Raw genomic sequence first — 12309 nt, 5'->3', positions numbered from 1 at the left:
CCCCCGGCCCCGGGGGGGCGCGCGCGGGGGGGGGCGCCCCCGGCGGCGTTGCGCTGGTCACCGGCAGGGCGAGCCCTGGAAGGCGCCGATATCGATGGCGTCCGCCAGCGCCCGATGCCCCTGCGGGTTGGGGTGCACCAGCGTGGGGGAGACGAGGTCGGGGCGCTGGGCGCCGGGATCGCTCGGATCGCGCAGCACGGCGTCGAAGTCGATGACGGTGTCGGACAGCTGCTGGCCGCGGATCCAGTCGTTGACCTGCTGCCGCACCGGTTCGGCGTCGGGGGCGAGGCCGCCGGCGATGAACGAGCGCACCGACGGCGGGATCGTCGCCAGGTGCACCCGAATTCCGGCGGCGTGCAGCCGCCCGATTATTTCGGTGTAGGCCGCCGCCAGCTGTTCGGGATTCTGGGTCGGCGGAAATGCGAGATCATTGGTGCCCGAGGCGATTATCACATCGGAGACTCCGGCGGTCTCGATGACGTCGTGTTGCAATCTGGCCGAGGCGCCCGGACCGGTTTGCGGGATTGTCTGATTCCGCACCACGCGATTGCCCCAGATACTCGAATTCAAGACGGTCAGCGGAATTCCGGCGGCATCCAGGCGGTGTTGCAGGAAATCCGTATACCGGAGGTTGCGGTCGACGATGGAAGAATCCTGCGGCCCCTCGAAATATGTCGCTCCCGCATATCCGGTGCTGATGGAATCGCCCATCGCCACCACGCTCGAATATTCCGGCGCGGCAAGGACATCGATGCCCCCGGCGAACAGGACGCTGGTGGTTCGCAGACTCAGCGGAGCGCCGGTGGGGTCGGCCGCGTGGTCGCCGGAGCCGGGCGGGCCGTAGTAGCTGGTGGACAGGCCGACGATGTTCTCCGTGGCCGGGGCCGAGAGTCCGGGCACGTACACACTGATCGCCAGCGGCTCGAAGGCGTTGAACGACAGCGGAATCGGATCGCTGATCAGCTCGGCGCCGGGCGCGACGGTCGCCGACGGCTGCCCGCCGAAGGTCACCGGGCGCAGCGACGCGGGTTCTATCGCGGCGCCCTCGGCCTGCTTGGCGACGGTGACGGTGCCGAAGGTGATCGGCAGCGGGCCGAGCCGGTTGGTCAGATGCAGGCGCAGCGTCGCTCCGCCCAGATGCGGAGTGACGACCATCCGATAGGTCTGGTCGAACAGCGACACGGTCGGGGTCAGCGCCATATCCGATACCGGCGTGGCGTCCGAGGCGGCGATCAGCCAGCTGCCCACCCAGCGCGGCCCGGCGCAGTCGGAGGCCGGCGGGTCGGCGAGGGCGGGGGTGGTTGCGGCGGTGACACCGAATGCCAGCGTGAGCGCCGAGACCACGCTGCGGACATTGCTGGAAACGGCACGGCGGCGCGAATTTCCGAGGCGATTCATGAAGAGACCTAACTGTGTTCTCCGGCGTTGCCGAACACGAATGACGTTGTGCCGGAGTATAAGCAGACCTTTGCGCCGGTGTCCGCCCCGGTACGCGGGGATAGGGGCAGGCTAGGGGTTACCGCCGATCGCGGTCGCGACAACTATGGAAGACGTTCGCGGCCAGACTATTTCGTAACCGGCCGCGGTGGCGATCTTTGCCGAAATTCGGGAGACGGGTATGGCGACAGAAGAAGAACTCCGCACCTATCTCAAGCGGGCGGCCATCGACTTGCACAGGACCCGGCAGCGGCTGCAGGAATTGGAGTCGCGGGCGAGCGAGCCCATCGCGATCGTCGGGATGGCGTGCCGCTACCCCGGCGGTGTGGCGTCGCCGGAGGATCTGTGGGGCATGGTGTCCGGGGGGCGCGACGTGATTTCGGGCTTCCCCGGCGACCGCGGCTGGGATGTGGACGGGTTGTACGATCCGGACCCCGACCACGAGGGCACCTCGTATGCCCGAGAGGGTGGGTTCCTCCGGGGCGCAGCGGATTTCGATGCCGCGTTCTTCGGTATCAGTCCGAAGGAGGCGCTCGCGATGGAGCCGCAGCAGCGGCAGCTGCTGGAGGTGTCCTGGGAGGCGCTGGAACGCTCGGGCATCGACCCGACGGCCTTGCGCGGTACCCCGACCGGAGTGTTCACCGGCATCATCGAGGTGCAGTACGGCCCGACCATCGCCGAGGATCGCAGCGGCCTGGCCGGGCTGATGATGACCGGCCGGACCAGCAGCGTCGCGTCGGGGCGGGTGGCCTACGTGCTGGGCCTCGAGGGCCCGGCGGTGTCGATCGATACGGCCTGCTCGTCGTCGCTGGTGGCGATGCACGACGCCGCCCGCTCGCTGCGGTCCGGTGAGTGCACGCTGGCCCTGGCCGGCGGGGTGACGGTGATGCCGACCCCCGAGGCGTTCATCGCGTTCTCCCGGCAGCGGGTGATCTCGCCGGACGGCCGCGCGAAGGCGTTCGCCGCCTCCGCCAACGGCACCGCCTGGTCCGAGGGCGCGGGAATACTTGTGCTCGAACGGCTCTCGGACGCACAGCGCAACGGCCGCCGCGTGCTGGCGGTGCTGCGCTCCTCCGCCGTGAATTCCGACGGCGCCTCCAACGGGCTGACCGCGCCGAACGGTCCGTCGCAGCGGCGGGTAATCGAGGCGGCGCTGGCCGGCGCCCGGCTCGGGGCCGCCGAGGTGGACGTGGTGGAGGCGCACGGCACCGGTACCTCGCTGGGCGATCCGATCGAGGCGCAGGCGCTGCTGGCCACCTACGGGCAGAACCGGCAGATCCCGCTGTGGCTCGGTTCCATCAAGTCGAACATGGGTCACACCAGCGCCGCCGCGGGCGTCGCGGGCGTGATCAAGATGGTGATGGCGATGCGGCACGGTTCGGTGCCGCCCACACTGCATGTCGACGAGCCCTCGCCGCACGTGGATTGGACGGCCGGTGCGGTGCGGCTGGCGACCGAGTCGCAGGCCTGGCCGCGCAACGGGCGTCCGCGCCGTGCGGCGGTGTCGGCCTTCGGGATCAGCGGCACCAACGCGCACGTCATTCTCGAGGAGGCCGACGAGGCCGTTCCGGCCGATGCCGAGGAGACCGCCGAAACCGTTGTGCCGCCCATGATTCCGTGGGTGGTGAGCGGCGGCACCGAAGCGGCGCTGACCGAGCAGGCGGCCCGCCTCGCGGCCTTCGTCGCCGAACACCCGGAACAGGCGGCCGTCGACGTGGCGCGCACGCTGGCCACCGGCCGGGCCCGGCTGACGCACCGCGCGGTGCTGCTGGGCACCGACCGGGCCGAGCTGCTCGGCGCGCTGGACGCGCTCGCGGCGGACCGGCCCTCGCCGAATGCCTTTCGCGGGCAGGCGGTTCCGGGCGCGAAGACGGCCTTGCTGTTCCCCGGGCAGGGCGCCCAGCGGGTCGGTATGGGCGGGACCCTGTACGCCCGGTTCCCGGTGTACGCCGCGGCATTCGACGAGGCGTGCGCGCAATTCGACAAGCAGTTCGATCCGCCGTTGCGCGCGGTCGTGTTCGCCGAACCGGAGACGCCCACCGCGGAGCTGCTGAGCCAGACCTCCTACACCCAGGCCGCGCTGTTCTGTGTCGAGGTCGCGGTGTTCCGGCTGCTGGAATCCTATGGCGTGCGGCCGGATCTGCTCATGGGCCACTCGATCGGCGAGGTGACCGCCGCCTATCTGGCGGGCGTCTGGTCGCTCGCCGACGCCGCGAAACTGGTGGCGGCCCGCGGCTTGCTGATGCAGGCGCTGCCGGAGGGCGGCGCGATGCTGTCGATACCGACCGGCGAGGAGGTGGTGGCGCCGCTGCTGGCCGGCCACGAGGACCGGATCGCCATCGCCGCGGTCAACGGGCCCGCGACGGTGGTGGTCTCCGGCGACGAGGGCCTGATCGACGAGGTCGCGGCGGCCCTGGGCAAGGACGGATACAACACCCGGCGGCTGCGGGTGAGCCACGCGTTCCATTCACCGCGCATGGACCCGATCCTGGGCGACTTCGCCGGTGTGTGCGCGAGTTTGACCTATCACCCGCCGACCGTCCCGATCGTCTCCAATGTGACCGGGGAACTGGCCGATCCCGAGCAACTGTGCAGCCCGGAGTACTGGGTGCGGCATGTGCGCGAACCGGTCCGGTACCTCGCGGGGACACGGGCGGCTCGGCGTCACGGGGCCACGGTGTTCCTGGAGGCGGGGCCGGGCACCACGCTGACCGCCCTCACGCGCGACGGCCTGGACGAGGACGAGATCGACGAGGTGACCGCCGTTCCGGTGCTGGATCCCAAGCGGGACGAGACCGAATCGCTGCATGCCGCGCTCGGCGCGGCCTTCGTCTCCGGAACCTCGGTGGACTGGACGGCGGCGCTGACGGGTACCCGCGCCCGGCCGCTGGAGTTGCCGACGTACGCCTTCCAGCACCGGCGGTTCTGGCTCGACAAGCCCACCGGCGCAGGAGATCTGGGCGCCGCCGGGCTCGATGCGGCCGATCACCCGCTGCTCGCCGCGGCGGTGTCCCTCGCGGACGGCGGCGGCGTGATGCTGACCGGTCGCCTGTCGGTGGCGGCGCAGCCCTGGCTGGCCGATCACGTCGTGGCCGGGAACGTCTTGGTGCCGGGGACGGGATTCGTCGAAATCGCCTTGTACGCCGGTGATCTGGTCGGTGCGCCGCGAGTCGGCGAGCTGGTCTTGCAGGCGCCGCTGGTGCTGGTGGAGTCCGGCGGCGCCGACATTCAGGTGATCGTCGGCGCGGACGAGGCGGGCGAGCGGAGCATCGCGGTGTACTCGCGTCCGCACGGCAGCGACGAGCCCGCTTGGACGTGCCATGCCACGGGCACGCTGAGCGGAGCCGAAACGCCCTCGGACAGCGATGAATTCACGGTATGGCCGCCGAGTGGGGCGACCGCGGTGGAGGTCGCGGACGTGTACGACACCCTCGCCGAGGGCGGCTACGGGTACGGTCCGGCCTTCCGCGGCCTGACCGCGATGTGGCGACGCGGCGAGGAACTGTTCGCGGAGGTCGAGTTGCCCGAGCCGCTCCGCGCGGACGCGGCCGACTTCGGCATCCACCCGGCGCTGCTGGATGCCGCGCTGCACGCGATGGCGGTCGCGGCGCTCACCGACGGAACCGACACCGTGAAACTGCCCTTCGCCTGGGAGGGCGTCTCGCTGGCGGCGGTCGGGGCGACGGCGCTGCGCGTCCGGCTGGCTCCGGAGGGCACCGATCGCCTGTCGATCACGGCCGCCGACGCCCGCGGCTCGATCGTCGCCGCAGTCTCCGCGCTGTCGGTACGGGCCTTGTCCGCCGACCAGCTCGCGGCCACATCGACCGCATCGGATCTGTACGCGCTCAACTGGGTCGCCATGCAGCAAGCAGGAGCCTCCGGCACCTGGGAAACCGTCGAAGTGGCTGGCGCCCAGGGTATTCCGGCCGAGAGCTGCACCCGCGACTCCGACGAGGCGATCGTCCTGCGGTGCCTTCCGGCACGCGGGCGACACGGGACGCTGACCGCCGACGGGACCGACCCTGGCGTCGGCGTCGCAGATGGCCGCCCGGATACGGGTAGCGGAGCGGATCTCGCGTCGCAGGCTCTGGCAACGGTGAATCGAGTGCTGGCCGAGGTGCGGGCATTGTGGGCGGACGCGCAGTTCGCTGCCGCGACGGTCGTGGTGGTGACCAGTGGCGCGGTGGCGGTCGAGGGCGGCGAGGACGTCACCGATCTCGCTGCCGCACCGGTCTGGGGACTGCTGCGCAGTGCGCAGGCGGAGAATCCGGAACGGCTCGTGCTGGTCGACGTGGACGACCCCGGCGAGTATCGGGCGGCCACCGAGGCCGCGCTGGCGCTCGAGGCCGAACCGCAGGTGGTGGTGCGGCGCGGGACCGCGCACGTGCCGCGGCTGGGCCGGGCCGGCGCCGACACGGTGGGCAGCGCGGAACTGATCGGCCGGAGCTCGTGGCGGCTGGGCGCGCTCGGCAAGGGCACTCTCAACGGGGACAACATCGTGTTGCGCGCCGACGAGAACGCCACGGCCGCACTGCAACCCGGCGAGGTGCGGGTGCGGCTGCGCGCCACCGGCATGAACTTCCGCGACGTGCTGATCGTGCTCGGCATGTATCCGGACCCGGACGCGCCGATCGGCGGCGAGGGCGCGGGCGTGGTCGTCGACGTGGCCCCGGACGTGACCGAGTTCGCGCCCGGCGATCGGGTGATGGGCCTGTTCGCGGGCATCGGCGACACGGTGGTCTCGGACCGCTCGATGGTGGTGCCGATGCCGGAGGGCTGGACGTTCGCGCAGGCCGCGGCCGTTCCCGCGGTGTTCGCGACCGCGTATTACGCACTGGTCGATCTGGCCTCGGTGACCGAGGGCGAGACCCTGCTGGTGCACGCGGCCACCGGCGGTGTCGGTATGGCCGCGGTGCAGCTGGCCCGCTACCTGGGGCTGGAGGTGTACGCGACGGCGAGCCTGCCGAAGTGGGACACCTTGCGCACCATGGGATTCGACGATGATCACATCGCGAACTCCCGCACCCTGGACTTCGAGCAGGAGTTCCTGACCGCCACTGGCGGCCGGGGCATGGACGTCGTGCTGGACTCGCTGGCCGGTGAATTCGTCGACGCCTCGCTGCGGTTGCTGCCGCGCGGCGGTCGCTTCGTGGAGATGGGCCAGACGGACGTGCGCGATCCCGGCGAGGTCGCCGAGACGCATGCCGGCGTACAGTACCGCGGCTTCGTCCTGATGGAGGCCGGTCCGCAGCGGCTGCACGACATCCTGGTGGAACTGCTGAAGCTGTTCGAATCCGGTGTGCTGCGACCGCTTCCGGTGATGCCGTGGGATCTGCGGCGCGCCCCGGAGGCGTTCCGGTACCTGAGCCAGGCCCGGCACGTCGGCAAGAACGTGCTCACCGTCCCGACGGCATTGGATCCCGGCGGCACCGTCCTGATCACCGGCGGCACCGGCGTGCTGGGCGCCGTGGCGGCCAGGCATCTGGTCACCGCGCACGGCGCGCGGCATCTGCTGCTGCTGAGTCGCAGTGGTCGCGCCGCGGCCGGCGCCGAGGAGTTGGCGGCCGAACTCACCGAACTCGGTGCGCGCGTGCAGATCACGGCCTGTGACGCCGCCGATGCCGACGCGCTGCGCGCGGTCCTCGCCGCCGTCCCGGCCGAACATCCGCTCACGGCCGTCGTGCACGCGGCGGGCCTGATCGACGACGGCCTGTTCGCGGAGCTGACCCCGGACCGGGTCGCGACCGTGTTCCGGGCGAAGGCACAGGCGGCGTGGAACCTGCACGCGGCCACCGCTTCCCGTGAATTGTCCGCCTTCGTGCTGTACTCTTCGGTCGCCGGTGTGCTGGGCGGTCCGGGGCAGGCCAACTACGCGGCCGCCAACGTGTTCCTCGACGCGCTCGCCGCGCACCGGCACCGTCTCGGGCTGCCCGCGTCGTCGCTGGCATGGGGCATCTGGGAACAGGCCAGCGGCATCACCGGCCATCTCGGCGAGCAGGACTTCGCCCGGATGCGCCGCGACGGCCTGCTGCCCATCCCGACCGCCGAGGGTCTGGCGATGCTCGACACGGCGCTGGTGCTGGGCCAATCACTCACCGTCGCGGCGCGTTTGGATGCGCCGACGATCCGCGCCGCGGGAGCGCAGGCACCCGAGGCGCTGCCGCCGGCCCTGCGCGGGCTGCTGCGCGGCACCCGCCGGGCCGCCGAGTCCGATGCCGCGGGCGGGTCGTCGAAACTGGCCACGGCGCTGGCCGGGCGTGCCCGCGCCGACCAGGAAGCATTGGTGCTCACCACGATTCGCACCCACGCCGCCGCCGTACTCGGACACGAGTCGCCGGAGGCGATCGGCGCCGACCAGGCCTTCACCGATCTCGGCTTCGATTCCCTGGGGGCGGTGGAGTTCCGCAACCGCCTGAAGTCGGCGACCGGGCTGAAACTGACCACCACCGTGGTGTTCGACTACCCGACGCCGATGGCATTGGCCCGCCACATCCGCGACGAGATCGTGCCCACCGAGGATCCCGCCGCCGCGATCCGCGTCCAGATCCAGACGCTCACCGACACCTGCGGCAGCGCCGAACTGGATCCGAACGCGGTGGCCGACATCGCCGCCCGGCTCGACGAGCTGCTGCGGCATCTGCGCGGCGGCGAACTCGACGAGATCCTCGACGACCTCGGCACCGCCGGCGACGACGAGCTGTTCGAGTTCATCGACCAGCCGGCCACCCCGACCAACTGAACGGAGATCACCGATGGCTCTTCGGCTTCCACTGCTGCTGGCGGCGGCGCTGACGACCGCCGCGGCGCTCGCGCCGGCCGTCGCGGCCGACGAGATCGTGCAGCCGGACCGCGTCCCGGTCGCGGACCGGCAGTGCGACGCCGGCCAGCGGGCCGCGTCCCTGGCCGCCGACCAGCAACGGGTGCTGGATCGGCTGGGCTCGCTGCGCGTGCTGCACGGCCCGCAGGACGCGGCGGCGCTGGCCGCGCTGGGCGGCTGGGGTCCGGACTCGCACGGCTGGGTGCAGTATCGCGGGGTCGGGGTGGGCCTGCTGAATCTGCCGCGCTCACTGGACATCATCGCCAAGGGGATCGAGGGCGTCACCGCCGGGTCGATCGCCCGTGACGCGGTGACCAGCGGGCAGCCGACCGGACTGTTCTATCGCTCGCTGAACCCGAACGCCGTGCACGACGACCCGTATATGCCGTCGTTCCCCTACGAACTGGTGGGCTGGTTCTACGGTGCGGTATACACCCCGGGCCTGACGCCGATCGAGAACGGGCTGTGCGTCTATCCGACCGACTGGGGCTTCCACGAACGCGGCGTGCACGCCTTCCCCACCTTCGACATGGTGACCCAGCCGCCGGCCGAGGAGTGGGTGGGGCAGGACCCGGGCACCATCCCCGCGGCGCTGCCGAACCCGCCGGGGCTGGTGCATCCGCGGGCGTGGGACCTGCACGTGTGGATGGTGCCCGGCAGCGACACCCCGATCACGGGCGCGGTGAACACCGCGCAGGTCGTCGTCGGCCACGACGGCGGCATCCCCGGCTCCTTCCCGTATCCGGGCGGCCCGACCTCGGTGGGCCCCGATCTACCCGAGCACCATGGCCATTGACCGCGGAGGGGACATGGACACCACCGTGCTGATCGTGGGCGCCGGCGGCTGCGGCCTGACGGCGTCGATCTTCTTGTCCGAGTTGGGCATCGACCATCTGCTGGTGGAGCAGCGCCCGGACACTGCGCGACTGCCCAAGGCGCACTACCTCAATCACCGGACCATGGAGATCTTCCGCCAGTACGGTTTGGCGGGGGAGATCGAGACGGTCGGGGCGCCGCTGGAGAAATTCGGTGCGGTGTGCTGGCAGACCACGCTGGCAGGGAAGGGGCCCTTCGACGGCCGGTTGATCTACGAGATGGACGCCTTCGGCGGCGGGGATCTGCGCGAGTCCTGGTCGGCGGCGAGCCCGGTGGCCGCGACGAATGTGCCGCAGATCCGCTCGGAACCGTTGCTGCGCACGGCCGCCGAGCAGCGGGCGCCCGGTCGCGTCCGGTACGGCTTCGAACTGGTGGAGTGGGCCGAGCGCGACGACCGGATCGTCGCGACCGTGCGCGATACGGAGGGCGGGGACAGCACCGTCACCGCGAAGTATCTGATCGCCGGTGACGGTGGGCGGACGCTGGGGCCGTCGCTGGGGGTGCGGTTCGAGGGCTGGCCGAGGTTCCATCACGTCACCACGGTGCATTTCACCGCCGATCTGTCCCGCTGGCAGCGCGACGGCGCGCTGCTCACCTACTTCGTCAACCCCAAACGGCCGGAGCTGTCCGGGTCCACCCTCGTCGAAATGGGGCCCACCTGGGGCAGATTCAGCGAGGAGTGGGGCCTGCACTTCACCACCGGGCCCGAGGATCCGGCGCGCTCGCAGCGCGATGCGGTGCTGGCGCGCATCCGCGACACCCTCGGTATCCCGGATCTGCGGGTGCGGCTGCACAAGGTCAGCAATTGGACCGTCGACGCCGTCAACGCCCAGCGCTACCGGCACGGCCGGGTGTTCCTGGCCGGTGACGCCGCGCACAAGCTGCCCCCGGCGGCCGGGCTCGGCCTCAACACCGCCATCCAGGACGCGCACAACCTGGCCTGGAAGATCGCCGCGGTGGAACGCGGGCACGCCGGTCCGGGCCTGCTGGACACCTACGACGCCGAGCGCCGCCCGATCGGCCGCCGCAATCTCGACTGGGCGGTGAGCATCATCGCCAACTCGGAACTCATGAGCGAGGCCGCGCTGGGGCTGGGACCCCATGTGCCGCACTGGATGCGGCCGACGTTCTTCAACACCTACTTCGAGGACTCCGCGCGCGGCCGCACCGCCCGCGCCCGGACGGCGGAGGTGTTGCGCACCCATCGGATCGATTGCCAGGCATTGGACATCGAGATCGGGGCGGCCTACGAACAGGGTGCGCTGGTGCCCGACGGTACCGCCGCGCCGATACCGGAACCGATGGGGGACAAGCACTTTCCGTCCACGCGGCCGGGACATCGGCTGCCGCACGCCTGGGTCGCGCACGACGGGGCGCGCCGCTCCACGCTGGACCTGGTGCCCCCGGGGGAGTTCACGCTGGTCACCGGGTCCGCCGGGCAGTCGTGGGCCGACGCCGCCCGCGCCCTGCGGGACCGCGCGGGCCTGCCGTTGCGGGTAGCGGCGCCGGACTCCGACGACTGGTCGCGGGTGCGCGAGATCGGCCCCGACGGCGCCCTGCTCGTCCGACCCGACCAGCACGTGGCGTGGCGCAGCCCCGGTGCGAGCGCCGACCCCGGCGCCGAACTGACCGCAGCAATGAACCGAATTACATTCCGCTGAAACGAAAATGGAGTGATCATGGCCGAAACCACGACCTACGACACGATTGTCATCGGCGGCGGCCCCGCCGGTTGCGCGTACGCGCTGACCATGCTGCGGCGCGGGTACCGGGTGCTGCTGCTGGAGAAGGTGCGGTTCCCGCGCTTCCACATCGGCGAATCGTTCCTGCCCTACACCGTGGAGATCCTGGACCAGCTCGGACTGCTGGACGCGGTCATGGCCAAGCCCTATGCGTTCAAGCCCGGGGTGGAGCTGACCGGGATCGCCGGTAACGCCCGTCGCATCGACTTCGGCGAGATCGGCGACGGCCGCCGCACCTGGGCCATTCAGGTGGAGCGCGCGGAGTTCGACAAGACGCTGCTCGACGAGACCGCCAAGGCCGGCGTCACCGTCCTCGAGGACGCGACGGTCACCGACGTGGACGTGGCCGATGACGGCCGGGTCACCGGAGTCACCTACACCTACGCCGACGAAACCCACCACGCCACCGCGCCGTATCTCGCCGACGCGTCGGGCCGTGCCGGGGTGATCGCCAAGAAGCTCGGGCTGCGGGTGCACGACAGCCGGTTGAAGATGGCCGCGGTGTTCAAGCACTACGGCAATCTCGACGAGAGCCAGAATCCCGGCGTGGAGGGCGACACCCAGCTGGGCATCCACCAGGACGGCTGGATGTGGGCGATTCCGTTGCGCGCCGACGCCATCAGCATCGGCGCGGTGGCGCCCATGTCCATCCTGCAGTCCGACCGGCCCGAGGCCGTGTTCGACGAGCACCTGGCCCGGGTGCCGCGCATCCAGCAGCGGCTGCGCGGCGCGACCGTGCTGCGGGAACTGAAGGGGGAGCGGAACTTCGAGTATCACTCCGAAAGGCTCTGCGGCCCCGGCTATTTCCTGGTCGGCGATGCGGGCAGCTTCACCGACCCGGTGTTCTCCGGCGGGGTGCTGCTGGCCCTGGCGACCGGCCGGAAGGCGGGCGAGCTGGCCGCGGATCGGTTGGCGGGCACCGTGTCCGACGACGAGGCCACCACGAGTTACGAGTCGTTCTTCAAGACCGCGTACGGCACCTACTACCGGCTCATCTGCGCCGTCTACGACAACCGGCAGCCGGTCATGGGGCAGGTCATCCTGGACATGGCCGCCGACCTCGACCCGAAATGGCATGTGCGGCTGGTCAGCGGCGACTTCTGGACCCAGGAGAGCCCGCTGGTGAACCGGCTGCGCGCCGAGCCGGACTGGTCGCTGTTCGCGCCGTTCGACCTGTATCCCGACTGCCCGATCTATCCGCGCACCGCGGATACCCGAACCGTGGTCCCGGCTTAGCCCCTCGGGACCCTCGAGCGTGCCGGGGGGGCGGGGGCCCCGGCGCGGCGGGAGGTGGTGGGAGGTCGGGGATCAGTCGACGAAGCGCAGATCCGTGAGGGTGCCGCTGGCGACGAGCATGACGTAGAAGTCGGTGAGCACCAGCGTGCCCAGCGTCGTCCAGGCCAGCGCCATGAGGCGGGTGTTCAGCTTCGACACCTG

General features: G+C 71.1%; 5 protein-coding genes and 1 pseudogene. 4 read left to right on the top strand and 2 right to left on the bottom strand.

The window, feature by feature from the left end:
- Window positions 1–57 precede the first annotated feature (57 nt).
- Window positions 58–1398 carry a GDSL-type esterase/lipase family protein gene (locus QH470_RS00240; RefSeq protein ID WP_280270184.1) on the bottom strand — a complete coding sequence of 447 codons (1341 nt, stop codon included), beginning with the start codon at window positions 1396–1398 and terminating at the stop codon, window positions 58–60.
- A 220-nt stretch (window positions 1399–1618) separates the two neighbouring features.
- On the opposite strand from QH470_RS00240, the gene QH470_RS00235 reads away from it, so the two are divergent.
- The 4 genes from QH470_RS00235 to QH470_RS00220 are packed head-to-tail and all read left to right on the top strand — an operon-like array spanning window position 1619 to window position 12108.
- Window positions 1619–8176 (top strand): type I polyketide synthase, encoded by a 6558-nt coding sequence (locus QH470_RS00235; RefSeq protein ID WP_280270183.1) that lies wholly within the window; start codon window positions 1619–1621, stop codon window positions 8174–8176.
- Between the two features lie 13 nt (window positions 8177–8189).
- On the top strand, window positions 8190–9050 hold the full coding sequence (locus tag QH470_RS00230) for a hypothetical protein (RefSeq protein ID WP_280270182.1): 861 nt from the start codon (window positions 8190–8192) through the stop codon (window positions 9048–9050).
- 13 nt (window positions 9051–9063) lie between these two features.
- Window positions 9064–10791: an FAD-dependent monooxygenase gene (locus tag QH470_RS00225; RefSeq protein ID WP_280270181.1), complete on the top strand. Its 1728-nt coding sequence runs from the start codon at window positions 9064–9066 to the stop codon at window positions 10789–10791.
- Window positions 10792–10809: 18 nt separating this feature from the next.
- Window positions 10810–12108 carry an NAD(P)/FAD-dependent oxidoreductase gene (locus QH470_RS00220; RefSeq protein WP_280270180.1) on the top strand — a complete coding sequence of 433 codons (1299 nt, stop codon included), beginning with the start codon at window positions 10810–10812 and terminating at the stop codon, window positions 12106–12108.
- A gap of 72 nt (window positions 12109–12180) precedes the next feature.
- Here the strand turns inward: QH470_RS00220 and QH470_RS00215 are convergent.
- A pseudogene (locus QH470_RS00215) lies at window positions 12181–12309 on the bottom strand (hypothetical protein); the annotation flags it as partial.

The sequence above is a fragment of the Nocardia wallacei genome, from assembly GCF_029868745.1.
Taxonomy (GTDB): Bacteria; Actinomycetota; Actinomycetes; order Mycobacteriales; family Mycobacteriaceae; genus Nocardia; species Nocardia wallacei_B.
This window is presented reverse-complemented; position numbering and strand designations above follow the sequence as displayed.